This is a genomic window from Kosakonia radicincitans DSM 16656, assembly GCF_000280495.2.
In the GTDB taxonomy this organism is placed as follows: Bacteria; Pseudomonadota; Gammaproteobacteria; order Enterobacterales; family Enterobacteriaceae; genus Kosakonia; species Kosakonia radicincitans.
The window spans coordinates 663,965-690,620 of sequence record NZ_CP018016.1 but is presented as its reverse complement, the minus strand read 5'-3'; the positions used below and the strand labels follow the sequence as shown (position 1 = coordinate 690,620).

The 26,656-nt window shown below is 54.8% G+C and carries 26 protein-coding genes, 1 tRNA gene and 1 riboswitch; of the genes, 9 read left to right on the top strand and 18 right to left on the bottom strand.

The window, feature by feature from the left end; genetic code table 11:
* Positions 1-18 precede the first annotated feature (18 nt).
* The 3 genes from Y71_RS03485 to ygiD all read right to left on the bottom strand — a co-directional run bounded on the left by Y71_RS03485 (position 19) and on the right by ygiD (position 2,690).
* Complete coding sequence (locus Y71_RS03485) at positions 19-528, bottom strand: TRAP transporter small permease (RefSeq protein ID WP_007370082.1); 510 nt, start codon at positions 526-528, stop codon at positions 19-21.
* A gap of 79 nt (positions 529-607) precedes the next feature.
* Entirely contained in the window at positions 608-1,585 is a 978-nt protein-coding gene (locus tag Y71_RS03480) for a TRAP transporter substrate-binding protein (protein WP_007370081.1), read from the bottom strand.
* Between the two features lie 316 nt (positions 1,586-1,901).
* Complete coding sequence (gene ygiD / locus Y71_RS03470) at positions 1,902-2,690, bottom strand: 4,5-DOPA-extradiol-dioxygenase (protein ID WP_007370079.1); 789 nt, start codon at positions 2,688-2,690, stop codon at positions 1,902-1,904.
* A 196-nt stretch (positions 2,691-2,886) separates the two neighbouring features.
* Between ygiD and zupT the strand changes: the two genes are divergently transcribed.
* Positions 2,887-3,663 (top strand): zinc transporter ZupT, encoded by a 777-nt coding sequence (gene zupT, locus Y71_RS03465; RefSeq protein WP_007370078.1) that lies wholly within the window; start codon positions 2,887-2,889, stop codon positions 3,661-3,663.
* Positions 3,664-3,697: 34 nt separating this feature from the next.
* On the opposite strand, the gene Y71_RS30325 is transcribed toward zupT, so the two are convergent.
* Positions 3,698-3,871 carry a hypothetical protein gene (locus Y71_RS30325; protein WP_007370077.1) on the bottom strand — a complete coding sequence of 58 codons (174 nt, stop codon included), beginning with the start codon at positions 3,869-3,871 and terminating at the stop codon, positions 3,698-3,700.
* 235 nt (positions 3,872-4,106) lie between these two features.
* The gene (gene ribB / locus Y71_RS03455; protein ID WP_007370076.1) at positions 4,107-4,760 is read right to left on the bottom strand and encodes a 3,4-dihydroxy-2-butanone-4-phosphate synthase; all 654 of its coding nucleotides are present in this window, start codon (positions 4,758-4,760) and stop codon (positions 4,107-4,109) included.
* Positions 4,761-4,866: 106 nt separating this feature from the next.
* A riboswitch (FMN riboswitch) is annotated at positions 4,867-5,016 on the bottom strand.
* Positions 5,017-5,138: 122 nt separating this feature from the next.
* Between ribB and ubiK the strand changes: the two genes are divergently transcribed.
* Entirely contained in the window at positions 5,139-5,435 is a 297-nt protein-coding gene (ubiK, locus tag Y71_RS03450) for a ubiquinone biosynthesis accessory factor UbiK (protein ID WP_007370074.1), read from the top strand.
* A 66-nt stretch (positions 5,436-5,501) separates the two neighbouring features.
* Here ubiK and hldE read toward each other — a convergent pair whose 3' ends face one another.
* From hldE to Y71_RS03435, 3 genes are read right to left on the bottom strand one after another with little or no spacing between them, the layout of a single operon-like run.
* Positions 5,502-6,932 carry a bifunctional D-glycero-beta-D-manno-heptose-7-phosphate kinase/D-glycero-beta-D-manno-heptose 1-phosphate adenylyltransferase HldE gene (gene hldE / locus Y71_RS03445; protein WP_007370073.1) on the bottom strand — a complete coding sequence of 477 codons (1,431 nt, stop codon included), beginning with the start codon at positions 6,930-6,932 and terminating at the stop codon, positions 5,502-5,504.
* Positions 6,933-6,978: 46 nt separating this feature from the next.
* Positions 6,979-9,828, bottom strand: coding sequence for a bifunctional [glutamate--ammonia ligase]-adenylyl-L-tyrosine phosphorylase/[glutamate--ammonia-ligase] adenylyltransferase (gene glnE, locus Y71_RS03440; RefSeq protein ID WP_007370072.1), 2,850 nt, complete (start codon positions 9,826-9,828; stop codon positions 6,979-6,981).
* 16 nt (positions 9,829-9,844) lie between these two features.
* Complete coding sequence (locus Y71_RS03435) at positions 9,845-11,146, bottom strand: CYTH domain-containing protein (protein ID WP_007370071.1); 1,302 nt, start codon at positions 11,144-11,146, stop codon at positions 9,845-9,847.
* Between the two features lie 239 nt (positions 11,147-11,385).
* On the opposite strand from Y71_RS03435, the gene Y71_RS03430 reads away from it, so the two are divergent.
* Both Y71_RS03430 and Y71_RS03425 read left to right on the top strand, forming a co-directional pair.
* Positions 11,386-12,000 carry a TIGR04211 family SH3 domain-containing protein gene (locus tag Y71_RS03430; RefSeq protein ID WP_007370070.1) on the top strand — a complete coding sequence of 205 codons (615 nt, stop codon included), beginning with the start codon at positions 11,386-11,388 and terminating at the stop codon, positions 11,998-12,000.
* A gap of 64 nt (positions 12,001-12,064) precedes the next feature.
* Positions 12,065-13,306, top strand: a complete 1,242-nt coding sequence (locus Y71_RS03425) for a multifunctional CCA addition/repair protein (protein WP_007370069.1) — start codon at positions 12,065-12,067, stop codon at positions 13,304-13,306.
* A gap of 11 nt (positions 13,307-13,317) precedes the next feature.
* Here the strand turns inward: Y71_RS03425 and bacA are convergent, their stop codons facing one another.
* Together bacA and folB are read right to left on the bottom strand one after the other, a co-directional pair.
* Positions 13,318-14,136, bottom strand: a complete 819-nt coding sequence (bacA, locus tag Y71_RS03420) for an undecaprenyl-diphosphate phosphatase (protein WP_007370068.1) — start codon at positions 14,134-14,136, stop codon at positions 13,318-13,320.
* 105 nt (positions 14,137-14,241) lie between these two features.
* On the bottom strand, positions 14,242-14,610 hold the full coding sequence (folB, locus tag Y71_RS03415; RefSeq protein ID WP_007370067.1) for a bifunctional dihydroneopterin aldolase/7,8-dihydroneopterin epimerase: 369 nt from the start codon (positions 14,608-14,610) through the stop codon (positions 14,242-14,244).
* Positions 14,611-14,771: 161 nt separating this feature from the next.
* Between folB and plsY the strand changes: the two genes are divergently transcribed.
* Positions 14,772-15,380, top strand: a complete 609-nt coding sequence (gene plsY, locus Y71_RS03410) for a glycerol-3-phosphate 1-O-acyltransferase PlsY (RefSeq protein ID WP_007370065.1) — start codon at positions 14,772-14,774, stop codon at positions 15,378-15,380.
* A gap of 35 nt (positions 15,381-15,415) precedes the next feature.
* On the opposite strand, the gene tsaD is transcribed toward plsY, so the two are convergent.
* Positions 15,416-16,429 carry a tRNA (adenosine(37)-N6)-threonylcarbamoyltransferase complex transferase subunit TsaD gene (gene tsaD / locus Y71_RS03405; protein WP_007370064.1) on the bottom strand — a complete coding sequence of 338 codons (1,014 nt, stop codon included), beginning with the start codon at positions 16,427-16,429 and terminating at the stop codon, positions 15,416-15,418.
* A gap of 237 nt (positions 16,430-16,666) precedes the next feature.
* Between tsaD and rpsU the strand changes: the two genes are divergently transcribed.
* The 3 genes from rpsU (at position 16,667) to rpoD (ending at position 20,800) form a co-directional block, all read left to right on the top strand.
* Positions 16,667-16,882, top strand: coding sequence for a 30S ribosomal protein S21 (gene rpsU / locus Y71_RS03395; RefSeq protein ID WP_001144069.1), 216 nt, complete (start codon positions 16,667-16,669; stop codon positions 16,880-16,882).
* Positions 16,883-17,052: 170 nt separating this feature from the next.
* Positions 17,053-18,798 (top strand): DNA primase, encoded by a 1,746-nt coding sequence (dnaG, locus tag Y71_RS03390; protein WP_007370063.1) that lies wholly within the window; start codon positions 17,053-17,055, stop codon positions 18,796-18,798.
* Between the two features lie 157 nt (positions 18,799-18,955).
* Complete coding sequence (gene rpoD, locus Y71_RS03385; protein WP_007370062.1) at positions 18,956-20,800, top strand: RNA polymerase sigma factor RpoD; 1,845 nt, start codon at positions 18,956-18,958, stop codon at positions 20,798-20,800.
* Between the two features lie 57 nt (positions 20,801-20,857).
* On the opposite strand, the gene mug is transcribed toward rpoD, so the two are convergent.
* Positions 20,858-21,364 carry a G/U mismatch-specific DNA glycosylase gene (gene mug / locus Y71_RS03380; protein ID WP_007370061.1) on the bottom strand — a complete coding sequence of 169 codons (507 nt, stop codon included), beginning with the start codon at positions 21,362-21,364 and terminating at the stop codon, positions 20,858-20,860.
* Between the two features lie 126 nt (positions 21,365-21,490).
* On the opposite strand from mug, the gene Y71_RS03375 reads away from it, so the two are divergent.
* Positions 21,491-21,566, top strand: a tRNA-Ile gene (locus Y71_RS03375).
* 144 nt (positions 21,567-21,710) lie between these two features.
* On the opposite strand, the gene Y71_RS03370 is transcribed toward Y71_RS03375, so the two are convergent.
* The 6 genes from Y71_RS03370 to Y71_RS03345 all read right to left on the bottom strand — a co-directional run bounded on the left by Y71_RS03370 (position 21,711) and on the right by Y71_RS03345 (position 26,597).
* Positions 21,711-21,929 carry a DNA-binding transcriptional regulator gene (locus tag Y71_RS03370; RefSeq protein ID WP_071531970.1) on the bottom strand — a complete coding sequence of 73 codons (219 nt, stop codon included), beginning with the start codon at positions 21,927-21,929 and terminating at the stop codon, positions 21,711-21,713.
* A 148-nt stretch (positions 21,930-22,077) separates the two neighbouring features.
* Positions 22,078-23,244, bottom strand: a complete 1,167-nt coding sequence (locus tag Y71_RS03365) for a phage late control D family protein (RefSeq protein ID WP_007370060.1) — start codon at positions 23,242-23,244, stop codon at positions 22,078-22,080.
* A complete protein-coding gene (locus tag Y71_RS03360; RefSeq protein ID WP_007370059.1) occupies positions 23,244-23,720 on the bottom strand; it encodes a phage tail protein in 477 nt (158 codons plus the stop codon). Before Y71_RS03360 ends, Y71_RS03365 begins: the two co-directional genes overlap by 1 nt.
* A gap of 15 nt (positions 23,721-23,735) precedes the next feature.
* Entirely contained in the window at positions 23,736-26,177 is a 2,442-nt protein-coding gene (locus tag Y71_RS03355) for a phage tail tape measure protein (RefSeq protein WP_081120695.1), read from the bottom strand.
* Complete coding sequence (locus tag Y71_RS03350; RefSeq protein ID WP_007370055.1) at positions 26,170-26,289, bottom strand: GpE family phage tail protein; 120 nt, start codon at positions 26,287-26,289, stop codon at positions 26,170-26,172. The genes Y71_RS03355 and Y71_RS03350 overlap by 8 nt, the downstream gene beginning before the upstream one ends.
* 32 nt (positions 26,290-26,321) lie before the next feature.
* Positions 26,322-26,597 (bottom strand): phage tail assembly protein, encoded by a 276-nt coding sequence (locus Y71_RS03345; protein WP_007370054.1) that lies wholly within the window; start codon positions 26,595-26,597, stop codon positions 26,322-26,324.
* Positions 26,598-26,656: the final 59 nt, after the last annotated feature.

The window sequence follows — 26,656 nt, the reverse complement described above, 5'->3', positions numbered from 1 at the left end:
CCTTACTGGATGATCGGATTAACCCGACGAGCCCACCATCACCACCGATCGGTGATATTGCGCGCCACACAACATCTTTTCGAGAATAAACAGCAACGTGATTGCTGAGCCGATCGGCAGCGGCAAATAGGTTTCACCGGCGGTAAAAAACGGGAATTCAGCAACAGGCTGCTCCCATAATTCCGCACACAGCGCGCTGCTGTACCAGAGAATAAAGAGGCTAATCGCCATCAGCATCAGGTCGGCGACCACAAAACAGATCTTACGCGCGCGTTCGCTTAAGCGGTCAGTGACCATACTGACGGCGATATGTGAACCCGCGCGGTAACTTACCGCTGCGCCGACAAAGGTAAACGTCACCATGCAAATAATGGCTATCGGTTCCGGCCAGGATAAAGCGCTGTTCATTACGTAGCGCGCAAAGATCCCCAGCGGAATAATCGCCACCATAATCAGCAGCGCAATTCCGGCGATCCACATTGATATTCGGTAAAGGATATCCATCAACAACGAATAGCGTTCAGCCATAACGATTTTCCCGCGGCAGAAAATAAAGATATAACAGACAAAATAATTATCGGGGCAAGGCTTCCCCTGCCCGTAGCTGTTATTGCACGTCTTTAATGCGGGTCATCAGATCCTGATGGTCTTTGCCGTATTTATCGCGTACTGATTGTGTCGCCTCGTAAAAGGCGGTGGTATCCATATCATGGAATTGCACGCCGCCCGCTTTCATGGCTTCCAGCGACTTCTGATTGTAGGTTTTCCACAATTCACGCTGTTCGTCCTGGGCTTCTTTCGCCAGCTTGAGGATCAATTCCTGATCCTCTTTTTTCAACTTATCCCATTTAACTTTAGAAAATAAAAACAGCTCCGGAATAATAAAGTGCTTACTCCAGGTGTAATTCTTCACAACGGGTAAATAGTTATGCGCAACAAAGGTTGGAGGGTTATTTTCTGTGCCATCAATCACGCCGGTTTGCATACCGCTAAATACTTCGCTAACGCCCATGGCGACCGAGTTGGCTCCCATGGCTTTCAGCGTATCAAGCGCAATCGGGCTGCCCTGCACGCGAATTTTCATCCCTTTCAGGTCTTCCGCTTTCGTGACTGGCGCTTTGGTAATCAAATTACGCGTACCGGCATCCATCCAGCCAAGGAAAACCAACCGCGATTTACTGCTTTCCGACAGGCGATTGCCAATCTCCTGGCCAATCATTCCGTCGAGCACTTTATGCATATGATCTTCATCGCGAAAAATATAGGGCAGCGTAAAGACATTGATCTCCGGTAATATTGCTGCCACTGGCGTCATCGACACGCGAATAATATCTATTGCACCGATTTGCGCCTGTTCAATAACCTGTTTCTCATCGCCTAACACACCGCCAGGAAAGGTTTTAATATCCAGTCGACCATCCGTAGCTGCACTGAGTTTTTCTCCCATATGTTTTACCGCAACAACATTGGGGTAATCTGCCGGGTGAACATCGGCTGCACGAAAAGTTTGGGCTAAAGAGGCGTGAGAGATAAACAGCAGAGCGGAACTAATACAGACTTTTAGTAAGGTTTTCGCTGAATTCATATTTCCGTGTCTCCAGAGGTTTACTGCTTTTTAGGTAAATAAGAGCGACCACGAACAGGGGTTCGAGGTACAACACCAGATAATTTTTATGGGATTGTCTGAGACATTAGACTCTTTGAGAGTAGTCACTCGGCGGGATTCTTGCGACGATAATGTTCACAAAAAAGAGTAAATTCAGCACAGCGTTTTATTTTTGCAGCACAGGTCTTTTTATTTTCAAAAAAACCGTATTTCAGATGTGATTTTTTGCGATCTTCCTCGAATTTTTCCACATCCAGGAGAATGAAAAGGGTGGCTGCCAGAGCCACCCTTTATTTTAACCAACCTGAACCGAAAGCATACTCAGCGAACCCATCTCAATACCGTCTATCGGGATAGTAATGGCCTCGGTGCCGTTCCATGCGCCCAGCACATACAGCAGCGGCAGGTAGTGATCCGGGGTTGGGTTAGATAACGCTCCGCCTTCATGATCGAGGTAATTTACCAGCGGATGCTGCTCAACCGGGCCCTGCCAGGTGAGGTTCGCTTTCACATAATCGTTGAACGATGTGGCCCACGGATACGGCGTATTTTCGCCATGCCAGCGTGCGGTACGCAGGTTATGCACCACGTTGCCGCTGGCCACCAGCATAATGCCCTCATCACGCAGCGCCGCCAGCTTGCGGCCCATCTCAAAATGCCATGCTGCGGGTTTCGTGCTGTCGATACTGAGTTGCACCATCGGGATGTCGGCATTCGGGTACATTTTAATCAGCACGCCCCAGGAGCCGTGGTCAAAGCCCCAGGCTTCCTTATCAAGCACAACGGGCACAGGTGCCAGTAAATCAACCAGATGCTGAGCCAGTTCCGGCGAACCCGGTGCCGGATAATGAGTATCGTACAACGCTTGCGGGAAACCACCGAAATCATGGATAGTTTTCGGCGCTTCCATCGCGGTAACGCCAGTACCACGGGTAAACCAGTGGGCGGATACCACCACAATCGCTTTCGGGCGCGGCAGCGTCTCGCCTAACATTCCCCAGGCGCGGGTATAAACGTTATCTTCCAGAACATTCATTGGGCTACCGTGGCCCAGGAACAGTGCTGGCATACGAGGTGCAGACATGGTGATATCCTTACTGAGTGTGTCAATTTGATAACGACACATTACGCCTTTTCATGGTGCGAAGAACTCAGATAACCATGATGAAGATCTTCAGTAATTTTGAATGTAAGCATCAAGTAAAGATAAGGCTCCGGCCTCGCTTTTCAGGTAACAAACTCTTACATTAATGAGAATGATTATCATAAAGGAGTAATTCATGTCGGTACCGTTGATTCTGACCATCCTGGCTGGCGCAGCGACCTTTATCGGCGCGATTCTTGGCGTGTTAGGCCAGAAACCATCAAACCGCGTACTGGCGTTCTCGCTCGGCTTTGCTGCCGGAATCATGTTATTGATTTCGTTAATGGAGATGCTGCCCGCTGCACTGGCGACGGAAAATATGTCACCGATGCTCGGCTATGGCATGTTTGTCGTGGGCCTGCTGGGGTATTTCGCGCTGGATCGCATGTTACCCCATGCACACCCGCAGGATTTAATGCAGGGTACGCGGCGAACCTTTCCGCGCGGCCTGCGCCGTACCGCCATTTTGCTGACGATGGGTATCAGTCTCCATAACTTCCCGGAAGGCATCGCCACCTATGTCACCGCCAGTAACGACCTGGAATTAGGCCTCGGTATCGCCTTTGCGGTCGCGTTGCACAATATTCCTGAAGGACTTGCGGTTGCCGGGCCGGTTTACGCGGCAACCGGTTCAAAACGCAGCGCGGTATTCTGGGCGGGAATCTCAGGGCTGGCGGAGATCCTCGGCGGCGTCCTGGCATGGTTGATCCTCGGCAGTCTGCTCTCGCCAGTGGTGATGGCGGCCATTATGGCAACCGTCGCCGGGATTATGGTGGCATTGTCGGTGGATGAACTGATGCCGCTGGCGAAAGAGATCGATCCCAACAACAATCCCAGCTATGGCGTGCTGTGCGGTATGTCGGTGATGGGCTTAAGCCTTGTGGCGTTGCAGGCGATGGGATTTAGCGGCTGAGGATCGGGACGCTCTTGCAGAGGGCAGGCGCGTCTTATTCGCCCTGCCCGACGCGGCGAGTTTTCTTCAGCTCTTCGAGCACCCGTTGATAAGCTTTATAGATCGCTTCGCGATCGTGGCGGCAGGCTTTGCAATGGCGTTTAAGTACGTGGACATAGCCGAAAACGACGATGACAATCGCCAGAAGCCAGTACCATGAGATAAACATATTGCCTCCCTTATTTCCGGCAAACATTGGTTAACAAACCAATGACAAAATAGCGTTAACTTAATGAATTATAATGCTTTAAAACTGTTTTTTATGTCCGTAGAGCAGGTACCACTTTATAAGTAGCACCGCGAAATTTCAATGCGTGAATATTATAAATGCGACAAACATTGACGCAGGACAGGCAAAAAAAATCCGCAGCTTTCGGCCGAGGATTTTTTATCACTAACGCAAGTTAGCTGGCTTTACGCTCATGTTCCTGGCGGTAAGCCACCAGATCTTCAATGGTCACAACAGCCATATTGTGTTGCTTAGCAAATTCGATGCACTCCGGCGCGCGCGCCATTGAGCCATCATCATTGGTTAATTCACACAGCACGCCCGCCGGTTTAAAACCCGCCAGCGTCACTAAATCGATCGTTGCTTCAGTATGACCGCCACGGGTCAATACGCCGCCAAGCTGCGCGCGCAGCGGGAAAACGTGGCCAGGACGGTTCAGATCGGAAGGTTTCGCGCCATCGGCAATCGCCGCGCGAACGGTGGTAAGACGGTCAGCCGCCGAAACACCGGTTGTTACGCCATGCGCCGCTTCGATAGTAACGGTAAAACCGGTGCCGTAGGCGCTGGTATTGTTCTCGACCATCATCGGCAGATCGAGCTGTTTCCGGCGTTCGTCGGTCAGGCACAGGCAAACAATGCCGCTGCCGTGGCGAATAGTCAGCGCCATTTGCTCAACGGTCATGGTTTCTGCGGCGAAAATCATATCGCCTTCATTTTCACGGTCCTCGTCGTCGAGCACCATCACACCACGGCCTTCGCGCAGCGCGGCGAGAGCATGTTCAATACGTTCGAAAGGCGTGCCAAAAGAAGAAAGCAGCGTCTGATTCATGGTAAAAGACCTCAATAAAGTTATGGTTACCAGAATCAGGGCAGTCTTAGGAGTGTCGCAATGCGGCAAAAAAATAACGCGAGCGGGCGTCATTGCCCGACAGATTCGTTACTCTCTCCCATCCGGACTTTAACCGTCGGCCCCGGAATTACACCGGATCTGCTGACCTTCAAACGTTAGCCTGAAGCGCTCGCGGGCTTTCAGCATCTGCTGATTTACCGCCGGTGGGGAATTTCGCCCCGCCCTGAGAATAAGCGGGATAACTATAACGCCATTGATAATCTTCGGCAATGCATAAGCTTCAAACAATTCTGGTTTATCACCTGGGTTTATCACACTACAATGACTTATTGAGCCTATCCGAGCAGGGAACCTAAAATGATTGACCCAAAGAAAATTGAACAGATTGCGCGTCAGGTTCACGAATCCATGCCCAAGGGGATCCGTGAGTTCGGGGAAGATGTGGAAAAGAAAATTCGTCAGACGTTACAGGCACAGTTAACTCGCCTGGATCTGGTGAGCCGCGAAGAGTTTGACGTGCAAACGCAGGTATTGCTGCGCACCCGCGAGAAACTGGCGCTGCTGGAGCAACGCCTGAGTGAACTCGAAAATCAGGGGAAAAGCGCAGAAGTCAAACCCGCTCCGGCCATTCCACCGGTAGACGATCAGGCGTAATAGCTTTTGCGCCGAATGGCGCGAGCGCTTTCCGGGCCTGCTCATTATGCAGGCCCGATAACAGGTTTAATCGCCCTGCTTCTGGATCTTTTTGATGATATTGGTGGTTGAACAACCATCTTCAAAGTTGAGCACCAGCACTTCCCCGCCGTTAGCCCAGACTTCTTTGCTGCCCGCAATATCTTCCGCTTTGTAGTCGCCACCTTTTACCAGCAGATCCGGCAAAATTCCGGCAATCAGACGCTGCGGCGTATCTTCTTCAAACGATACAACCCAGTCCACCGCTTCCAGCGCGCTCAGCACGATCATGCGCTGCTCCAGCGGGTTCACCGGGCGGGTTTCGCCTTTCAGCCGTTTGGTGGAAGCGTCGCTGTTAACCGCAACAATCAGGCGATCGCCGAGCTTGCGCGCATTCGCCAGATAAGAGACATGCCCGGCGTGCAAAATGTCGAAGACTCCGTTCGTCATCACCACCTTTTCACCGCGCTTACGCGCCGCAGCGACTGCCGCTTTCAGCTCTTCTTCGCTCATCACGCCGAAGCCGGTTTCTGCACGGCCGCGCACGGCGTTTTCCAGCTCGATAGGCGATACCGTTGAGGTACCGAGTTTACCAACCACTACGCCTGCGGCTGCGTTCGCAAAGTAGCAGGCTTCTTCCAGCGAATTACCCGCCGCCAGCGTTGCTGCCAGCACGCCAATCACCGTATCGCCGGCACCGGTCACGTCATACACTTCCTGTGCCTGGGTCGGCATGTGCAGCGGCGCTTTGCCCGGTTGCAGCAGCGTCATACCTTGCTCGGAGCGGGTCACCAGCAGCGCAGAAAGGTCGTAATCGGCAATCACTTTCATGCCGCGTTCAACGATCTCGTCTTCGTTTTTGCATTTCCCGGCCACCGCTTCAAACTCCGACAGGTTCGGGGTCAGCAGCGTAGCGCCGCGATAGCGCTCAAAATCAGTGCCTTTCGGATCGATCAGTACCGGCACGCCCGCTTTACGCGCCAGCGCAATCATCTGCTGAACGCTGGCCAGCGCGCCTTTGGCGTAATCAGAAAGCACCAGCGCGCCAATGCTGCCGAGCGCCTGGCTGATGCGCTCATGCATCGGCAGGGGATCGACGCCTTCAAACCCTTCTTCAAAGTCCAGGCGGATCAGTTGCTGGTTGCGCGACAGAACGCGCAGTTTGGTAATGGTGGGATGAGTGGGAACAGAAACGAAGTCGCATTTTACATTGACATCCGCCAGCGCCTTGCTCAGTGCGCGAGCCGCATCATCAATACCTGTCAGACCCACCAGACGCGCCGTTGCGCCCAGCGAAGCAATGTTCATCGCCACGTTCGCCGCGCCGCCCGGGCGTTCTTCAATCGTATCGACTTTCACCACCGGCACCGGGGCTTCCGGAGAGATGCGGCTGGTTGGCCCGTACCAGTAACGGTCCAGCATCACATCGCCAACCACCATTACACCCGCCTGGTTAAACTCTGGCAGCGTCACTTTCATTCCTGTCTCCTGAGAGATACAAAATTTGCGCGCGATAATATCATACTTACGCCGGAGCGCACGGTTCCACCAGCCACTTGTCCCAGCTGGTTTTGATCAGCTGGCGTTCGGCGACAAAACACGACAACGCCACATGCCCCGGCAACTCCTGTAATGCCAGGTGGTGCAACTCATCGCGCAGCGTGGTGTAAGCCTGCGTCAGCGCCAGCGCTTCCTGTTCATCCATGATGTTGTTCTGCGCCAGCCCTTCCAGAATGCGCACGTTATCAGACCAGCGCGTCAGCTTCGGTTTGTCATGCGCATAGCGCAGCACCAGATACTGAGCGATAAACTCAATGTCGGTGATACCGCCTTCATCGGCTTTCAGATCGAAGCGATCTTTATGCTTGTTACCAAGGTGAGCACGCATCTTCTCGCGCATCTCGCGCACCTCGGTTTGCAATGTTGCGCCATCGCGCGGGATCATCAGAATATCGCGGCGAATGGCATCAAACTCCACGGCCAGTTGCGGATCGCCGTACACCACGCGCGCGCGCGCCAACGCCTGATGTTCCCACGTCCAGGCTTCATTTTTCTGGTAATCCGCGAAGGATTCGGTGGTCGTCACTAACATTCCCGCCGCGCCGGACGGGCGCAGGCGCGCATCCACTTCATAGAGAATGCCGGACGAAGTACGTGTGCTGAACAGGTGCATGATGCGCTGGGCAAGACGCAGATAGAACTGGCGGCCATCGATCTCCCGCTCGCCGTCGGTCATCACATCCATCGGGCAATCGTGCAAAAAGACCAGGTCGAGATCGGAGCTGTAACCCAACTCCCAGCCGCCAAGTTTGCCGTAACCAACGACGGCAAACCCACGCCCTTCCCGATCGCGCAGATGCATTGGCTGACCATAACGCGCCACCATTTGTCCCCATGCCTGCTGCACTACCGCATCGATAATCGCTTCCGCAAGCCACGTCAGATGATCGCTCACTTTCATTACCGGGAGCGTACCGGCAATATCCGCCGCGGCGACGCGCAGCAACTGCGCCTGTTTAAACTGCCGCAGCGCTTCCAGTTGTTGCTCTTCATCATCCTCCGGCACGCGGAGCAGATATTGCCGCAGTTCGTCGCGGTAGGCGTTCATCGCCGTCGGCTGATAAAGCGTAGTGGGATCGAGCAGCTCATCGAGCAGGATTGGGTAACGCGCCAGCTGGCTGGCCACCATCGGCGATGCCGCACAAAGGGAAATAAGATGCTTCAGCGCGCCGGGGAATTCGCTCAGCAGTTCAAGATAAGTGGTACGCGTAATGATGCCTGTCAGCAGCGGCGTCAGGCGCGACAACGGCACTGGCGCGTCGTCTCGCGAGCAGACATCGCTCAGCAAATGCGGCATCAGATGATCCAGCACCTGGCGCCCGCGCGGGCCGATGGTGCGCTTATCCATCTCTTTACGGAAATCAGCAATCAGCGCCACTACGCGGCGGCGATCGTCATCGGAAAGATGTGCCAGCACCGGCGTGGTGTCATCTTCCTGCAGCGCATCCTGCCACAGTTCACGCCAGTTTTCGGAAAGCACATCTTCCGGCGAGTCGCTCTCGTCGTCGCCGATCAGCTCATTGAAGACGCGACGTACAGCGGCCATATGCGTTTCCAGCGTACTGCTGAGTTCATCCCAGCTTGCCACGCCCATTCCCCAGGCCAGCCGGGCGCGGTTGAGATCGTCGCCCGGCAAGGTCTGCGTCTGTTCGTCATTAATGCTTTGCAGCAGGTTTTCCAGACGCCGTAACCAAAGGTAGGCCGCCCGTAACCTGCCAGCTTCGCCTTCAGGTAACAGGTGCAGCTGATCGATGGCTTCCAGCGTTGGCAACAGTGAGCGGGATTGCAGCGCCGGTTCACGGCCACCGCGAATCAACTGAAAAACCTGCACGATAAATTCGATTTCACGAATGCCACCCGCGCCCAGCTTAATGTTGTCTTTCAGGCCACGGCGGCGGACTTCGCGGGCAATCATGCCTTTCATATTACGCAGCGACTGGATCACGCTGAAATCAATGTAGCGGCGGAAAACAAAGGGACGCAGCATGGCACGCAGCTCACGGGCGTGTTTACCGTCGTTATCGCCCATAATTCGCGCTTTCACCATCGCATAGCGCTCCCAGTCGCGCCCCTGCTCCTGGTAATAATCCTCCAGCGCGGCAAAGCTGAGCACCAGCGGGCCGCTATCGCCGAAGGGGCGTAAACGCATATCTACGCGATAGACAAAACCATCCTGCGTTGGCTGGTCGAGTACCTTGATCAGCCGTTGCCCCAGGCGGGTGAAGAACTGAGCGTTATCCAGCTCGCGCCGGCCGCCACGGGTTGCCCCGTTTTCCGGCCAGGCGAAGATCAGATCGATATCGGAAGAGAAATTGAGTTCGCCGCCGCCAAGTTTGCCCATGCCTAAAATCAGCATCGGCTGCGCAACGCCCTGCGGGTTACAGGGCGTTCCCCATTCGCGGCAACAGGCGTCGTACAGCCAGTCGCGCGCGGCGACGATCAGCGTTTCCGCCAGCACGCTCAGTTGCTGCAAGACATCTTCTTCTGCCACCAGCCGCAGCGCCTGCACCCAGGCAATACGCACCATTACCCGACGGCGGAACTGGCGCAGAACGCGCATCAGTGCCGCTTCATCCGTGACATCCCGCAGTGCCGCACTGAGCCATTGCGCGTAGTGCTGCCACTCCGTTGCCTGCGGCGGCGCGCTTTCCAGCTCGGCCAGCCATTCAGGATATGTGATGATACTGTCCTGAACGAAATCACTAAAAGTGAGTACTGACTGCGCCTGCGCACTGAGTGGCTGTGCGGTTAGCACCTCCGGCAGACGGGAAAGCACAGTGTGCCAGTGCTGCGATAACGGCGAGGCATGCGGCATCCGAAGTATCCTTTAGTTAGCGTTTTCCGCTGTGCAGCCAGAACGGCTCCTGCGTAATTGCGGTATTACGAAAGTGTTCGATCTCGATTCTCTGGCGCGTTTCAATGGCGTGGTACAGCCCCTGCCAGTTCTCCAGCCATTCGTTTGCCAGCGCGCGATCGTAATGGCCTGCCAGCAGCAATGCGCTGTCGATGTCACGCGCCAGGCGTGGCAACTGGTCGCGATAGCTGTCGCCCAGCGGTTGCGCGAAGGCTTTTTTCAGCTCCGCCGCGCTGCGCGAAAGATGTACATCGGCGAAGCGTTTAAATGAATCGGCAAATTTTGCCTGCGCTTTTTCATCAAGGAAGGCGCGCCAGCCCTGCGTTACCAGCCACTCGGTCAACAGCAGTTTTGCCATTGCCGAAGGCGCATCCCATACCGCAGTGTCGGCAGAAACCGCCGAAGTCAGCGTGGCTTCCACCTGCGTCAGTAAATCACGTAAGTGAGCGCTCGCTTTACGCGGCACAATACCGCCAAAAAGCGCCAGCGTATGGCGGATTAACGCAATCGCACGCAGTACATCCTGCTTTGCCGCGTTGTTGCCGCGCACCCACAACTCTTCATGGTATTGCCACTGGGAAAGCGCCAGTTCCAGCGCGGCAGCAAAAGCTTGCTCAACGCTGGCCTTCGGGACGGTTTGCAGAATGTCCGTTGGACGGCGCTCGCGTGGGGCATTGCCCTGCGCCAGATGGTAACCACGCGCGGCTTTGCTCAGACTTCCCTGACGCAAAACGGAGAGCGTCACTAGCTGGCGCGCCAGCTTAAGGATATCCGCAGGATCGCCACTCAGCAGCTCCAGCTCCAGCTCGCAAATCGGCTCAGCGGATTCCCCGGCTTTCACTTCGCCGAGATCAAGGCCAATCTCAATTCGGCTCTCACCTACATTGACCAGCCATTTTTCACGGTAAAAATCGGTGCTGAACAGCGGACGCGTACGCGCTTGTAAATCGGCAGGCAGCTCGCCATCGGGCCATACTTCGGCAGGGAAGCGCGACAGATCAAGCTCCGGGCTGGCAAGCGGAATATTGTATTCAGGACGCTGATGTAAACCGCCAATCACCCGTCCGGCAATTTTCATCGTCATCTCATACTGACCGTCAAAACCCCGGATGCGCAGCCCCATATCATGGCCGCGCAGCCAGTTGTCAGGTGTCTCATAGTAAATATTCAGTAACTGGCTGGCGGCGATATGTTCTTCGGTCAGCGTATGTAGATGGTGACGAAGCGTTTCCACGCTGTCGGCATTAACGATAAACTTTAATTCGATTTCCTGAGCCATGGCCTTGCACTTATGGTTATGTCACATCAGTGAAAATTTCGGCGAACTAACGCCCCTGATGTTTGTCAGTAGATAGTATTGTGTGCCAAATTGCCATGCAATGCGCAATTTGCTGGGTGCAAAAGTTCGTATAAGCGCGCAGTTTGACCCGGAAGATTCCGATTGATGCCACCTGCCAGGTGTCGTCAGACTGATGTCACTGTTTCCCATTCACATTTAACGAAAATAATGACTGCCTGATGCCAAAATTACGCCTGATTGGATTGACCCTGGTTGCACTGAGTGTGTCCGTTGGGATCCACGCTGAAGAAAAACGGTATGTTTCCGACGAACTGAATACCTGGGTACGTAGTGGCCCTGGCGATAATTATCGCCTTGTCGGTACGGTAAATGCCGGCGAGGAAGTGACTCTGCTGCAACAAAACAACGATTACGGCCAGGTGCGCGACAGCACCGGGCGCACCTCCTGGATCCCGCTGAAAGAGTTGAATGTAGAGCCAAGCCTGCGTACTCGCGTACCGGAGCTGGAGAACCAGGTCAAAACGTTGACCGATAAACTGAACAATATCGATAACACCTGGAACCAGCGCACGGCTGAAATGCAGCAAAAAGTGGCGCAGAGCGACGGGGTGATCAACGGCCTGAAAGATGAAAACCAGAAGCTGAAAAATGAGTTAATCGTCGCGCAGAAGAAAGTGAACGCGGCGAATCTGCAACTGGACGACAAGCAGCGCACCATCATTATGCAGTGGTTTATGTATGGCGGCGGCGTGCTGGGCGCGGGTTTAATCCTCGGCCTGCTGTTGCCGCATATGATCCCAAGCCGCAAGCGCAAAGATCGCTGGATGAGTTAAGGACATTCGCCATCTTCTCTACACTTACGTATTATCTGTCGACTTATGTGTAGAGGAGAGTGGTGTGAAGAGTTATCTGGTCGGTGGTGCTGTACGTGATTCGTTGTTAGGCCTGCCAGTCAAAGACAGAGACTGGGTTGTGGTCGGCGCCACGCCGGAAGAGATGCTCAACGCGGGCTACCAGCAGGTAGGTCGCGATTTCCCTGTGTTTCTCCACCCGCAAAGCCGCGAAGAGTATGCGCTGGCCCGCACCGAACGTAAATCCGGCTCGGGTTATACCGGGTTTATCGTTCATGCCGCCCCCGATGTCTCCCTTGAACAAGATTTACTGCGCCGGGATTTAACCGTCAACGCACTGGCGCAGGACGAAAACGGGCACATCATCGACCCGTTTAATGGTCAGCACGATCTACGTAACCGCATTTTGCGTCATGTCTCCCCGGCTTTTAGCGAAGATCCGCTGCGCGTACTGCGCGTAGCCCGCTTCGCAGCCCGCTATGCTCACCTTAGTTTTCGGATTGCCGACGAAACGATGTCGCTGATGCGCGCCATGACCGATGCTGGCGAACTGGCGCATCTGACCACAGAGCGCGTCTGGAAAGAGACCGAGAACGCGCTGCATGCCCGTAATCCTCAGGTCTATTTCCAGGTACTGCGCGACTGCGGCGCGCTGAAGGTGCTGTTCCCGGAGGTCGATGCGCTGTTTGGCGTGCCCGCTCCGGCGAAGTGGCACCCGGAAATCGACACCGGCGTTCACACGCTGATGACACTGACGATGGCCGCGATGCTCAGCCCGGAAGTGGACGTGCGTTTCGCCACGTTATGTCACGATCTGGGCAAAGCGCTGACGCCAAAAGAGCTCTGGCCGCGCCATCATGGCCACGGCCCGGCGGGCGTCAAACTGGTCGCAGGGCTGTGCCAGCGTCTGCGCGTACCAAACGAGATCCGCGATCTGGCAAAACTGGTGGCGGAGTTTCACGATCTGATCCACACCTTCCCCATTTTGCAGCCCAAAACCATTGTGAAGTTGTTCGACTCAATTGATGCGTGGCGTAAACCGCAGCGCGTAGAGCAAATTGCCCTGACCAGCGAAGCCGATGTGCGTGGACGTACCGGTTTTGAAGCCTGCGACTATCCGCAAGGACGTTTACTGCGTGAAGCGTGGGAAGTGGCTCGTGCCGTTCCAACCAAAGCGGTGATTGAAGCCGGTTTTAAGGGGGCGGAAGTCCGCGAAGAGTTGACGCGCCGCCGGATAGCCGCGCTGGCGCAGTGGAAAGCGCATCGTTGCCCTCAGCCCGCAGACTGAGGGCGCGAGCCTTAGAAGAAGACCAGATACACAGCCGCTGCGACGATAAAACGGTAAATCGCGAACGGAATAAAAGAGATGCGTTTAATCAGCTCAAGGAAGGTTTTGATGGCGATCAGCGCGACAATAAAAGCGGTGATGAAACCCACGGCAAACATCGGAATATCGCCGGTGGTGAGAAACCCCATGCTCTTATAGAGATCCAGTGCGGTTGCGCCCAGCATCATTGGCACAGCCAGCAGGAAAGAGAACTCTGATGCGGCATAGCGGCTAACGCCCATCAGCATCCCACCGGAAATGGTCGCCCCGGAGCGGGAGAATCCAGGCCATAGCGCCAGACACTGGAAACAACCAATAATGAACGCCTGGCGATAAGTCATATCATCCACGCCCTGCGCGCGCGGCACTTTCGGCTTCAGCACTTCTGCGGCAATCAGCAGAAAGCCGCCGACCACCAGCGCATAAGTCACGTTGAGCGGGTTAAACAGCGACTTGATGGTGTCATGGAATACCAGACCCATCACCACCGCCGGAATCATACCTAAAATGATATGAATCAGCGAAAGGCGTCCCGTACCGGTGCCTTCATGCGGTTGCTTGCCGAAGTGAATGCCAATTAAACCAAACAGGCGTCGCCAGAACATCACGACAACCGCCAGAATCGAGCCCAACTGAATCACAACCTCGAACGTTTTTGCTGTATCACCTTCAAATCCCAGCAAATGTCCGACGATAATCATGTGACCAGTGCTGGAAACCGGCAGGAACTCCGTCAATCCTTCAACGACACCCAAAATGGCTGCCACCAGCAGCGAATGCAGATCGCTCATCAATAAACCCCTAAAAAAGATATAAAAAACGGCCCCCCGAGGAGTAGCCGTGAATGGCCATCATCTATGACCTGAATACTAGCGCTTGGTTTAACTATTATGAATTTAAATACTTTCTTTCAGATTTAACCCACGCTCAATGATTACACCGACGCTCTGCGCCCGCGCCACGGCACCTGGTTTGCTCAGTTTGATGCGTATCCACGGCGACTGAAAACGCGCCAGCAGCAGTTCGGCCACCTCTTCCGCAACACGTTCAACCAGCGCAAAACGTCCCCCTTCCACATGACCGACAACCGCATCGGCGATATCGGCATAGCTGAGACAATCATTCACATCATCACTTTTCGCCGCCTGACGGTTATCCCAGGCCATTTCGATATCGAACACCAGTTTCTGCTCAATGGTCTGTTCCCAGTCGTAAACACCAATAGTGGTGATTACCGAAAGCTGCTCAATAAATACAATATCCATCACATTCCACCCGCAGTTTGTTTCAACACTGTGCTGCCAGGCCCGATCTTTCCTGCGGTCTGGCAGATTTTGCGCATTCACTGGATACCACTTTCCAGAATTTATGCGTATTATCCATCGATGCAGAGAATAAAACGACTTTTTCACAACGGAACAGCGTCATGAGTGCAATCGCGCCTGGAATGATCCTCCTTGCGTACCTTTGTGGCTCAATCTCCAGCGCCATTCTGGTCTGCCGCCTCGCCGGTCTTCCCGATCCGCGAGCAAGCGGTTCCGGCAATCCCGGAGCGACCAACGTTTTACGCATTGGCGGCAAGGGAGCAGCCGTAACGGTATTGATTTTCGATATTCTGAAAGGAATGCTGCCCGTCTGGGGCGCTTATGCGCTTGGCGTAACCCCGTTTTGGCTGGGGCTTATTGCTATCGCCGCCTGTCTTGGTCATATCTGGCCGGTATTTTTTAAATTTCAGGGTGGTAAAGGCGTAGCAACGGCGTTTGGCGCGATTGCGCCGATAGGCTGGGATTTAACGGGCGTCATGGCGGGAACCTGGCTTTTAACCGTGTTGTTGAGCGGTTACTCATCGCTGGGCGCGATTGTCAGCGCGCTGATCGCGCCGTTCTATGTCTGGTGGTTCAAACCGCAGTTCACCTTCCCGGTGGCGATGCTTTCCTGTCTGATTCTGCTGCGCCATCATGACAATATTCAGCGCCTGTGGCGCCGCCAGGAAACCAAAATCTGGTCGAAGCTGAAGAAGAAAAAAGAAGAGTAAGCCCGGCGGCATCTCAGCAACCGGGCTGTTGCAGTTTACGCCGCCGGCAGATCCGCCAGTGGCCAGCGCGGACGAACCGTTACGCCAAGCCCGACATCATTTCCTGCTTTCAGACGTACCATGCCCGCATAGGCGATCATCGCACCATTATCGGTACAAAACTCCGGACGCGCATAAAAGACTTCGCCGCGACGCTTTTGCATCATTTCCGCCAGTTTTGCCCGCAGAGTGCGGTTGGCGCTCACGCCGCCCGCCATCACCAGACGCGTAAAACCGGTCTGATCCAGCGCGCGTTTGCATTTGATCATCAGCGTATCAACCACGGCATCCTCAAATGCTCGTGCAATGTCGGCACGGGTTTGCTCGTCATCGCCATTGGTGCGAATGGTGTTTGCAGCAAACGTTTTCAGCCCGGAAAAGCTAAAATCCAGCCCTGGACGATCGGTCATCGGGCGCGGGAAGACAAAACGGCCTTCAGTGCCCTGCGACGCCAGTTTTGACAGCATCGGCCCGCCGGGGTAATCAAGCCCCAACAGTTTGGCAGTTTTATCAAATGCTTCACCGGCGGCATCGTCAATTGACTCGCCCAGCAGTTCGTAATGACCAATACCGGTGACACTGATGAGCTGCGTGTGCCCGCCGGAAACCAGCAGTGCTACAAACGGGAAAGCCGGAGGGTTTTCTTCCAGCATCGGCGCCAGCAGATGCCCTTCCATATGGTGAACCGGAATCGCCGGGACATCCCAGGCGAAAGCCAGCGAACGTCCGACCGTCGCGCCAACCAGCAGCGCGCCAACCAGGCCTGGTCCAGCCGTGTAGGCCACAGCATCGATATCTTTTGCCGCTAGCCCGGCTTCTTTCAGCGCAGCCTGAATCAGCGGCACGGTTTTACGCACATGGTCGCGGGAAGCCAGTTCCGGCACCACACCACCGTAATCCGCGTGCAGTTTTACTTGACTATACAGTTGGTTGGCTAAAAGCCCCTGGTGGTCGTCATAAATTGCGATGCCAGTTTCATCGCAGGATGTTTCAATGCCCAGTACGCGCATGGATCTGTTTACCTCTTTGCAATACCGCGCAGTGTAGGGCGAATACCGGTCGATGTAAAACTTTGCTCACCCCAGGTGAGGAGTTCGTGTATACTCCTCACCCTTACAAAAGTCCCTTTCAAAAAGCGCGTCGGTGCTTTACAAAGCAGCAGTAGTTGCAGTAAAATTCCGCACCATTTTGAAATATGCTGGTGTGAACGCCAGCGGCAAACCGAATTAATCAAAGGTGAGAGGCACATGCCGGTAATTAAAGTACGTGAAAACGAGCCGTTCGACGTAGCTCTGCGTCGCTTCAAACGTTCCTGCGAAAAAGCAGGTGTTCTGGCGGAAGTTCGTCGTCGTGAGTTCTATGAAAAACCGACTACCGAACGCAAACGCGCTAAAGCATCCGCAGTGAAACGTCACGCGAAGAAACTGGCTCGCGAAAACGCACGCCGTACTCGTCTGTACTAATCTCTGGAGAGCGGCACGCTCTCAGATTTAGACCGAGTTGTAGTTGTAAGGCCGTGCTTCCGAAAGGAATGCGCGGCTTATTTTCGTTTATAACCTGATATAACCAGCGTGATTTGTGCCACATTCAGCGGCCTGAAGAACGAGGGCTATAAAAGATCAAAACGGGGCCTATGGCTGGACGAATCCCACGTGTTTTTATCAATGACCTGCTGGCGCGCACCGACATCGTCGATCTCATCGACGCGCGTGTAAAGCTGAAAAAGCAGGGCAAGAACTACCACGCGTGTTGTCCATTCCATAATGAAAAAACCCCTTCTTTCACCGTAAACGGTGAAAAACAGTTTTATCACTGCTTTGGCTGCGGCGCGCACGGTAACGCCCTCGACTTTTTAATGAACTACGACAAGCTCGAGTTCGTGGAAAGCGTCGAAGAACTGGCTGCCATGCACAACCTTGAAGTGCCTTTTGAAGCAGGCAGCGGGCCCAGCCTGATAGAGCGCCATCAACGACAAACGCTCTACCAGTTGATGGACGGGCTCAACGCATTTTATCAGCAATCTCTGACGCAACCTGCTGCTGAACCGGCGCGCCAGTATCTGGCAAGGCGCGGTTTGAGTAGCGAAATTATTGCGCGTTTCGCCATTGGTTACGCCCCTCCCGGCTGGGACAACGTGTTAAAGCGTTTTGGCGGCAATAGCGAAAACCGCAAATCTCTGATCGATGCCGGCATGCTGGTAACGAACGATCAGGGGCGCAGTTACGATCGCTTCCGTGAACGGGTAATGTTCCCCATTCGCGACAAGCGTGGCCGGGTGATTGGTTTTGGCGGGCGTGTTCTAGGTAACGATACGCCCAAATACCTCAACTCCCCGGAGACCGATATTTTTCATAAAGGCCGCCAGTTGTATGGCCTTTATGAAGCGCAATTGGATAACGATGAACCTCAGCGTCTGTTGGTCGTCGAAGGCTATATGGACGTGGTTGCGCTGGCGCAGTACGGCATCAACTATGCGGTTGCTTCGCTGGGCACCTCCACCACGGCAGATCATATCCAGTTGCTGTTCAGAGTGACGAAAAACGTCATCTGTTGTTATGACGGTGACCGGGCTGGTCGTGATGCCGCCTGGCGTGCGCTGGAAACCGCGCTACCTTATATGAGCGACGGTCGTCAACTGCGGTTTATGTTCCTGCCGGATGGTGAAGATCCGGATACGCTGGTGCGTAAAGAGGGCAAAGCAGCGTTCGAAGCGCGGATGGAGCAGGCTCAGCCGCTCTCCACGTTTTTGTTTAACAGCCTGTTGCCGCAGGCGGATTTGACGACGCCGGATGGCACCACGCAACTTGCCGCACTGGCGCTGCCGTTAATCAATCAGGTGCCAGGCGAGACGTTACGCATTCAGTTGCGACAGCTGCTGGGGAACAAGATTGGTATTTTCGACGATGCGCAACTTGATCGTTTAATGCCAAAACAAGCGGAAAACAGCGCTCCGCGCCCCGCTCCGCAGCTAAAACGCACAACCATGCGTATACTTATAGGGTTATTGATCCAGAACCCGGAGCTGGCATCAGCGGTTCCGTCATTAGAAGGGCTGGATCAATCCAGGCTCCCCGGGCTTGGCTTATTTGCAGAACTGGTCAACACTTGTTTGTCTCAGCCAGGCCTGACTACCGGACAGCTGCTGGAGCACTATCGCGGCACCAAAGAGGCGGCAACCCTTGAAAAACTGTCGATGTGGGACGATATAGCAGATAAGGAAATCGCAGAAGAAGCGTTTACCGACTCGCTCAATCATATGTTTGATTCGATGCTTGAACGGCGACAGGAAGAGCTGATAGCTCGCGATCGTACGCACGGTTTAAGCAGCGAAGAACGCCGGGAGCTCTGGCAGTTAAACCAGGAACTGGCGAAAAAATGAATTCAACGGCTTAAGTGCCGATAACCGATCGGGTTGATCCCGACAGCCGCGATGAGGGCCAGCGGCAAAAATATAAATACACCCTCGCGTTAAATGTTGGCTGTTTATTTCGCCGACCGACACCAACCCTCATGAATTTAAGTGTGGATACCGTCTTATGGAGCAAAACCCGCAGTCACAGCTGAAGCTACTTGTCACCCGTGGTAAGGAGCAAGGCTATCTGACCTATGCCGAGGTCAATGACCATCTGCCGGAAGATATCGTCGACTCCGATCAGATCGAAGACATCATCCAAATGATCAACGACATGGGCATTCAGGTGATGGAAGAAGCACCGGATGCTGATGATTTGCTGCTGGCTGAGACCACTGCCGACACGGACGATGACGCTGCCGAAGCGGCTGCGCAAGTGCTTTCCAGCGTGGAATCTGAAATCGGGCGCACGACCGACCCGGTTCGCATGTATATGCGTGAAATGGGTACCGTTGAACTGCTGACCCGTGAAGGCGAAATTGACATCGCCAAACGTATCGAAGACGGGATTAACCAGGTTCAGTGCTCCGTTGCCGAGTACCCGGAAGCCATTACCTATCTGTTAGAACAATACGACCGCGTCGAAGCGGAACAGGCGCGTCTGTCCGATTTGATCACCGGCTTTGTCGATCCAAATGCGGAAGAAGATCTTGCGCCAACGGCAACGCATGTCGGCTCTGAGCTCTCCAGCGAAGAGATGGATGACGACGATGATGACGAAGATGAAGACGACGATGACAGCAGCGACGATGACAACAGCATCGATCCTGAGCTGGCCCGTGAAAAATTCGGCGAGCTGCGTACCCAGTACGAACTGACCCGCGACACGATCAAAGCCAAAGGCCGCAGCCACGCTGCAGCACAGGAAGAGATCCTCAAGCTGTCTGAAGTCTTCAAGCAGTTCCGTCTGGTGCCGAAACAGTTCGACTACCTGGTGAACAGCATGCGTATCATGATGGATCGCGTGCGCACTCAGGAACGCATCATCATGAAGCTGTGCGTTGAACAGTGCAAAATGCCGAAGAAAAACTTCATTACGCTGTTCACCGGCAATGAAACCAGCGAAACCTGGTTCAATGCTGCGCTGGCGATGAACAAACCGTGGTCCGAAAAGCTGCATGAAGTGACAGAAGAAGTTCAGCGCAGCCTGCAAAAACTGCAACAGATTGAAGAAGAAACCGGCCTGACCATCGAGCAGGTAAAAGATATCAACCGTCGTATGTCCATCGGCGAAGCGAAAGCGCGCCGTGCGAAGAAAGAGATGGTGGAAGCGAACCTGCGTCTGGTTATTTCTATCGCCAAGAAATACACCAACCGTGGTCTGCAATTCCTCGATCTAATTCAGGAAGGCAACATCGGTCTGATGAAAGCGGTTGATAAGTTCGAATACCGCCGTGGTTACAAGTTCTCCACCTACGCAACCTGGTGGATCCGTCAGGCGATTACCCGCTCCATCGCGGATCAGGCGCGCACCATCCGTATTCCGGTGCATATGATTGAGACCATTAACAAACTCAACCGTATCTCCCGCCAGATGCTGCAGGAAATGGGTCGTGAGCCGACGCCGGAAGAGCTGGCCGAACGCATGTTGATGCCGGAAGATAAAATCCGCAAAGTGCTGAAAATCGCCAAAGAGCCAATCTCCATGGAAACACCGATTGGTGATGATGAAGATTCGCATCTGGGTGATTTTATCGAGGATACCACCCTCGAGCTGCCGCTGGACTCAGCCACCACCGAGAGCCTGCGTGCGGCAACGCACGACGTGCTGGCTGGTCTGACAGCCCGTGAAGCGAAAGTACTGCGTATGCGTTTCGGTATCGATATGAACACCGACCACACGCTGGAAGAAGTGGGTAAACAGTTTGACGTTACCCGCGAACGTATCCGTCAGATCGAAGCGAAAGCGCTGCGTAAACTGCGCCATCCGAGCCGATCTGAAGTGCTGCGTAGCTTCCTCGACGATTAATTTATCGCATCGTTATAACGAAAGGCTCCCACGGGAGCCTTTTTTATTTCCGCCGCACTACAGCCCTCTTGTCACCAGCGCATCATCCAGTTCGCGGTAAGCGGCTACCAGTTTATCCAGCGTCGCGCGATTTAACCCACTGGGATTGGGCAGCACCCAAATTTGCGTCACGCCAATGCTCATTGTCTGCTTGCCCCAGTTAGCACCTCTGACGCTGAATGCCTGCTCGAAGGCCTGTTTACCGAGGATCGCCAGCGCTGCAGGCTGATACTCTTCGATCTTCATAACCAGCTCTCTGCCGCCGGTACGCAGCTCATGCAGCGCCACTTCGCTGGCCTGTACCGTCGGGCGCTCCACCAGCATGGTGATGCCACAGCGCGTATCCAGCAAATGAATCTCCTCTTCCGGTCGCAGCAGCCTGTCGGTAAAGCCGGCCTGATGGATTACCTTCCAGAAACGGTTGCCAGGATGCGCAAAGTGGAAGCCGGTATGCGCGGAAGATTTACCCGGATTGATACCACAAAACACCACGCGCAGCCCGGGAGCGAGAATATCATTGATCATAGTTATTCCTGGTCAATTGTCATAAACACCAGTATAAGGGATTGAAAATCCGCTGTTTATAAAAACATCAGCCAGGATATTCATGCTGGATTGCAGGGGTAAGTTACTTTATAATCCCCCCGCTGTGGCCCCTTAGCTCAGTGGTTAGAGCAGGCGACTCATAATCGCTTGGTCGTTGGTTCAAACCCAACAGGGGCCACCAAATTTTAGCTTTAAAATCATGTGATTAAGCCACCTCCTGCGGTGGCTTTTTTGTTTCTTGATTTCTAATTGGCAGCAAAATGGCAGCAGGTTTTATAACGCTTACCAGCAAAGCCAATAAAAAACCCGCTCAAGGCGGGTAATTTTAGAACCATAACTGACGCTGTCCGGTCTGGTTTGGGTGCGGTGGCGCGGGATTTATTTTACCAGGGGTAACTATATAGCGCTCTATCGATTCCATCGTCACGAAGGTGCAACTGCAATTAATATTCGTGCACTGATGATACCTTTCTTTTGTGTTCTCACTTAGATAGCGGCTGGTACGTGCATGCGCGGCGTGCTTACACTGTGGACAATGGAACATGATTCACCCTCTTCACGAAACGTGAATGCATAATACTCAAAAATTCACATATTGATAATAAAAAACACAAAACCTACCAGAAAGAGATTTCAATATCTCTAAACACGTCAGCAGATAACCTACCCCGCCATATGGCTGGCTATCTCTTTTATTCCCCCTCATCATCACTATCTGCAACGGCATCATACTCAACATTTGATAGTTTCACCTCAAGCTCTACCCCCGTCGTGAAACCGCTGTTGTTTAACGTGTGAGTCACTTTGGTAATAATCCACGCCTGCTCATCGATAATGCTCTTAAACCCCGAGACTTTCACCGGCGTTTCCGGGTAAAGATCGGCGCGGCCGACGGCCAGACTTATCGAGAATTCCGCGACACCGCGCTGCAGCTTGTCCCACTTCGCCTGAGCCGCCCGCATGGCCTGGGCTTTTGTGGCATACACCGTTGTAAGTGCAAACACGTTATCCGCCTCACCGGCCAGATATTCGCCCTCACGGGCTTCCGGTACTTTAGCTTCCTTCTTTTTGGCTTTGGCTTTCGGATGCTGTAGCGCGCGTAAATGCTGCTCTCTGGGCTTGCGCTTCACCTTCACTTTTTTCGGTTTCGGGTCTTTGGTGTGAAGCCACTGCGCCGTAACGCCGGTGTAAGCGCCCCGGTCGGCAATCGCAAACTGGTGCCGGTCGCCATCGCGGCGGGTGATCGTCACCTGCGGAATGGGCTTGCCGCTGGCGGTTGTGGCATTCCCGGCTCTGAGAAACAGCAGCTTCCCCGCCTTGACCGACACCTCGCCACCGTTCCGGTCAGCCAGCCGTGTCAGAAATTTAGCGTCGGATTCCTGCGTCTGGTCGATATGCGGGATATGAATCCCGGCCAGCGCCGGGGTGACACTCGCCGTCAGTTTGTTACGTGCGGCGATCGCCGCCACGATATCGCCGAGGGTTTTGTCGTGCCAGGACTCTTCACGCCGGGAATTCAGCGTACCGCGAAAATCAGCGCTGCGGGCGCGTATGGTCACGGTATCAGGCGCGCCCCGGTGCTCAACCTCATCAACGGTAAAACTGCCCTTGCCGACCAGCGCGGAATCTTTCCAGCCGAGATACAGGGTCAGTACCGCGCCGCGCACCGGCAACTGCACAAGGCCGTCGCTGTCATCGAGCTCAATATCAAGCTGGTCAGCCTCAAAGCCCCGGTTATCCGTCATCGTGAGGTTTATCAGCCGGTTGCTGATGGTGCCGGTGATATCCTTACTGTCCAGTTTCAGCATAAATGCGGGAGTGAGTGAGCTCCCCGCCTGGCTGTAGAGTATTTCTGACATCATAACCCCGGCATGGTGATTAATCTGGTGGCGGCGTCTTTTGCTTTACCGGCCAGCATGTCAGCCTGCTGACTCAGGTCGCCATATACCGCCGCCAGCGACTCATCCACGCGCGTTAACGCCAGCGTAAAATCAATCTTGCGGGGTGAGCCGTCCGAAAAAAACTCCGCGCCGGTTTCGTTAATGCTGTTGATGACATACATGCCGTAAATCTGGCCGGTTCCGGCTATCAGCGGCCACGCCTTACCCTGTTCGGCCATCTGCCTGAGCGCGGTCAGCGTCAGCGTCCCGCCGGTGATTTCCGGGTAAAGCGTGCCGTTGAGCGTGATTTTTTCCTCCCCGACGCCGAGGAACTGGAAAGCATCGCGCCTGCCGACGCGGCTGTTTGACGGCCAGCGATATTCCGCGTCGCGCTGCATGCCCTGAAACGGCAGTGTCTGGCGCATAAAGACAAAGAAACCTAATGCGAGCATCATCTCTGAATGTCTCCCTTATCCGTCGTGGCGCATGCTGGAACGTTCGCGGGCGCGTTTCTCACGGTCAGCCTTTTCAACGGCATCCTGCAACTGCCGCCCGAGTTCGCCGCCCGGTGCGCCGCCGTTCTGCATCGTGATGTTGTAATGGCTTTGCCGGTTATCGACATAGGATTTACCACCGGGGGCAACGGCGGGCTGATATCCCTGATAACCGCCATAGGTACTGGTTGCCGGGATATAGGTGCCGTTCTGCGCCGCCGCGCCAGCTTTTACGGCTTTCTGGTCAAGATCGCTGGATTCTTTATTGATGAGACCGAGTTTATCGAGCACCCAGTCTATGCCCTGTTTCAGTTTGTTAAACGCGGTAAGCGGCATCAGCAGTGCATCTGCCAGCGCCTGTCCAAACAGGACGCCGGTATCCCTGCAGGCGTTAAGCGTGTCCTGCGTGGATTTGACCGGCGCAATCAGGTTTGTGAACCAGTCCCACACCGCCTTTAATTTCCCGCCGAGCCAGTCAAAAACGGGCTTAAGCGGCGAAAACAGTTCCCCGACCGGCGCAAATGCGGCGCTTAGCCCCTCAACAACCCCGCTGAAAAAGGCGCTGATGGGCTCCCAGTATTTACGGATGAGCAGCGCACCGGCGACAATCGCCACCCCGATCGCCACAATCGGCCATGTCAGCGCACCGAGCACCGTCATAATTGCCCCGCCCGCCACACTGAAGACCGTCCCGAGCACACCGGCAGCGGCGATAATCGCGTTAACGCCCATCACAACCGGCCAGGCAACCAGACCAATAGCGCCGACCAGCCCCACCACGCCGACAGCCACCGCCGCAATCACGCCCAGCGTCTGCGCCAGCCCTTTGTTTTTCTGTATCCAGCCATCAAGCCTGAGCACGTAACCTGTAGCGGTCTGCACCAGTTTTCGGAGCGAGGATTCCTGCTGATCAAACAGGTCAGTACCGACCGCCTCATAAGCCGACTGGAACTCTTTAAAGTCGCCGCCAAGGTTGTCCTGCATGACGTTGACCAGTTCCTCCGTTTTCCCGTCCGAGGCTTTAAACGCAGCGGTCAGTGCATCCAGTTTCCCGCCCGATGCGGCGGCCATTAACACCGCCGCTGATGAGCTGGCTTCTTCGCCGAATATCGTTTTCAGGTATTCGGCGCGCTGGCCGGTGCCGAGTTTGTTTTTCTCAAAACTGGCCTGCATTTCTTTCAGGATGCTGAAGATGGGCCGGGTGTTACCTTTTTTATCTGCCGTGGTGATACCGAGCTCTTTAATCGCCCGGTACGCCTCGCCGGTCGGTGCCTGTAAGCGCGTTATCACCGCGCGGCTCCCCGTACCGGCCATCGAGCCGGTGATTTTCGCATCATGTAACGCGCCCACCATGGCGGCGGCCTGCTCGATACTCACCCCGGCATTTTTTGCCACCGGCGCGGCATAGGTCAGCGCATCACTCAGCCCGTCAAAGTCAGCGGCGGTTTTGTTCATCGTCATGGAGAGAACATCACCGATGTGCGCGACCTTATCGTTTGAGAGCTGAAACGCGGATTTCATCCCCATCAACAGACCGGCGTTCTCTTCCATCGTGCGCCGGTTAGCCAGCGCCATATTCAGGGTCACCGGCGTGACAGCCTGAATCGCGGCCGCATCACCGCCCCCTTTGGCGATGATGATTTGCGCCCCGGCAGCGTCGTCAGCCGAGGCGGCTGTGTTGTCGCCGAGCTGGCGCGCCTGTTTGCGCAATGCAGTCATTTCCGCCGAGTCTTTACCCACGCCGAGCACCGCCTGAAGCTCCGAGTTTTTTTGCGCGAAGTCATAGCCCGGTTTCAGCAGCGCCGCCCCGGCAAGCGTTGCCGTGGTTGCCATTCCCGCCCCTGCCGCGCCCACCGCTGCCGCATTCCCGGCGAGCGCCTTTCCGGCCTGATAGCGCTGTTTTACCCGGCTGAGTTTCTCCTGTTGCGCACTGACGCGCGCCAGCGCCTCACGCTGCCGGTTGAGCTGTGACGTGGTTTCACTGATGGTGGCTTTGAGTTTTCGCTCGTCAGCGGCCAGCGTGCGGGTGTTTATCCCGGCAAGGCTGAGCTCCTGCCGCTGACGCTGCACGGATTCACGCAGGCTGTTGTGTTTAAGCTGGAGCGCGGCGGCGCTTTTGCGTGCCGTCTCCATTGCCTGCGCCTGCGCGCGGGTCGGCTGTTCAGTGTTTTTAAACTGAATCGCCAGCGCGGCGGCTTCGTCTCTGGCTTTTTTCAGCGCCTGCTCAGTGACCGCCAGTTGTGCGCGGGTTTTGCGAAAGCCGTCAATCTTTGACGCCTGTCCGTTGAGCTCACGCAATGCGGTTTGTGTTGTGCGCATCCCTCCGGCCAGCTCCTTGCTGGCCTTGTCGATGGATTTTAACGGGCGGGTCGCCTGGTCAACAGCTTTGAGTAATACCTGTAATTTCACGCTACTCATTCGTGTTTCCGCTTCGCTGGATGGCTTTTTCTCGCCATGTAATGAGCTCTGTCAGGCTCAGGGGATAGATCTCTGAGGGCGGCCAGTGAAAAATCACCGCGATATCCGCCATCAGGTCATCAACAGAGAGAGTGTCGGGGAAATTTACTGCGCCGAATTCGGTGACAAAAAACCGATCACCTTACCCGCCAGGGCAACAAGGTCGGGCAGCTCAAGCGCGGCGACTTCCTGCTCGGTGAGCGAGGGGGCGCTCATACGCGGCAGCACTTTAATCAGGGCGTCAACTTCGGAGTTTGCCACCGCCGCAAGGCTGACGCCGCGCAGCGTCCCGGCGTTCGGTTTAATCAGGGTGATGGCGTCAATAATCTGCTCACCGCGCTTAACAGGATTTTCCAGGGTGATCACGTTGTCGTTATTCATGGTTTTCTCTTTTTAATCAGGTTTTCGGGTTAACCGGCCAGCGCACCGGCCGGGGTGAA

Bases quoted from the DNA above. Each gene is read 5' to 3' on its own strand.
- zupT (WP_007370078.1), top strand. From the start codon at position 2,887: ATGTCGGTACCGTTGATTCTGACCATCCTGGCTGGCGCAGCGACCTTT.
- folB (WP_007370067.1), bottom strand. From the start codon at position 14,610: ATGGATATTGTATTTATTGAGCAGCTTTCGGTAATCACCACTATTGGT.
- Y71_RS03430 (WP_007370070.1), top strand. From the start codon at position 11,386: ATGCCAAAATTACGCCTGATTGGATTGACCCTGGTTGCACTGAGTGTG.
- Y71_RS03350 (WP_007370055.1), bottom strand. From the start codon at position 26,289: ATGGCGGATATCGCGGTGATTTTTCACTGGCCGCCCTCAGAGATCTAT.
- Y71_RS03370 (WP_071531970.1), bottom strand. From the start codon at position 21,929: ATGTTCCATTGTCCACAGTGTAAGCACGCCGCGCATGCACGTACCAGC.
- ygiD (WP_007370079.1), bottom strand. From the start codon at position 2,690: ATGTCTGCACCTCGTATGCCAGCACTGTTCCTGGGCCACGGTAGCCCA.
- Y71_RS03480 (WP_007370081.1), bottom strand. From the start codon at position 1,585: ATGAATTCAGCGAAAACCTTACTAAAAGTCTGTATTAGTTCCGCTCTG.
- dnaG (WP_007370063.1), top strand. From the start codon at position 17,053: ATGGCTGGACGAATCCCACGTGTTTTTATCAATGACCTGCTGGCGCGC.
- tsaD (WP_007370064.1), bottom strand. From the start codon at position 16,429: ATGCGCGTACTGGGCATTGAAACATCCTGCGATGAAACTGGCATCGCA.
- ribB (WP_007370076.1), bottom strand. From the start codon at position 4,760: ATGAATCAGACGCTGCTTTCTTCTTTTGGCACGCCTTTCGAACGTATT.
- Y71_RS03435 (WP_007370071.1), bottom strand. From the start codon at position 11,146: ATGGCTCAGGAAATCGAATTAAAGTTTATCGTTAATGCCGACAGCGTG.
- Y71_RS03360 (WP_007370059.1), bottom strand. From the start codon at position 23,720: ATGATGCTCGCATTAGGTTTCTTTGTCTTTATGCGCCAGACACTGCCG.
- glnE (WP_007370072.1), bottom strand. From the start codon at position 9,828: ATGCCGCATGCCTCGCCGTTATCGCAGCACTGGCACACTGTGCTTTCC.
- Y71_RS03365 (WP_007370060.1), bottom strand. From the start codon at position 23,244: ATGTCAGAAATACTCTACAGCCAGGCGGGGAGCTCACTCACTCCCGCA.
- Y71_RS30325 (WP_007370077.1), bottom strand. From the start codon at position 3,871: ATGTTTATCTCATGGTACTGGCTTCTGGCGATTGTCATCGTCGTTTTC.
- rpsU (WP_001144069.1), top strand. From the start codon at position 16,667: ATGCCGGTAATTAAAGTACGTGAAAACGAGCCGTTCGACGTAGCTCTG.
- Y71_RS03485 (WP_007370082.1), bottom strand. From the start codon at position 528: ATGGCTGAACGCTATTCGTTGTTGATGGATATCCTTTACCGAATATCA.
- hldE (WP_007370073.1), bottom strand. From the start codon at position 6,932: ATGAAAGTGACGCTGCCAGAGTTTAACCAGGCGGGTGTAATGGTGGTT.
- plsY (WP_007370065.1), top strand. From the start codon at position 14,772: ATGAGTGCAATCGCGCCTGGAATGATCCTCCTTGCGTACCTTTGTGGC.
- mug (WP_007370061.1), bottom strand. From the start codon at position 21,364: ATGATCAATGATATTCTCGCTCCCGGGCTGCGCGTGGTGTTTTGTGGT.
- ubiK (WP_007370074.1), top strand. From the start codon at position 5,139: ATGATTGACCCAAAGAAAATTGAACAGATTGCGCGTCAGGTTCACGAA.
- Y71_RS03345 (WP_007370054.1), bottom strand. From the start codon at position 26,597: ATGAATAACGACAACGTGATCACCCTGGAAAATCCTGTTAAGCGCGGT.
- bacA (WP_007370068.1), bottom strand. From the start codon at position 14,136: ATGAGCGATCTGCATTCGCTGCTGGTGGCAGCCATTTTGGGTGTCGTT.
- rpoD (WP_007370062.1), top strand. From the start codon at position 18,956: ATGGAGCAAAACCCGCAGTCACAGCTGAAGCTACTTGTCACCCGTGGT.
- Y71_RS03355 (WP_081120695.1), bottom strand. From the start codon at position 26,177: ATGAGTAGCGTGAAATTACAGGTATTACTCAAAGCTGTTGACCAGGCG.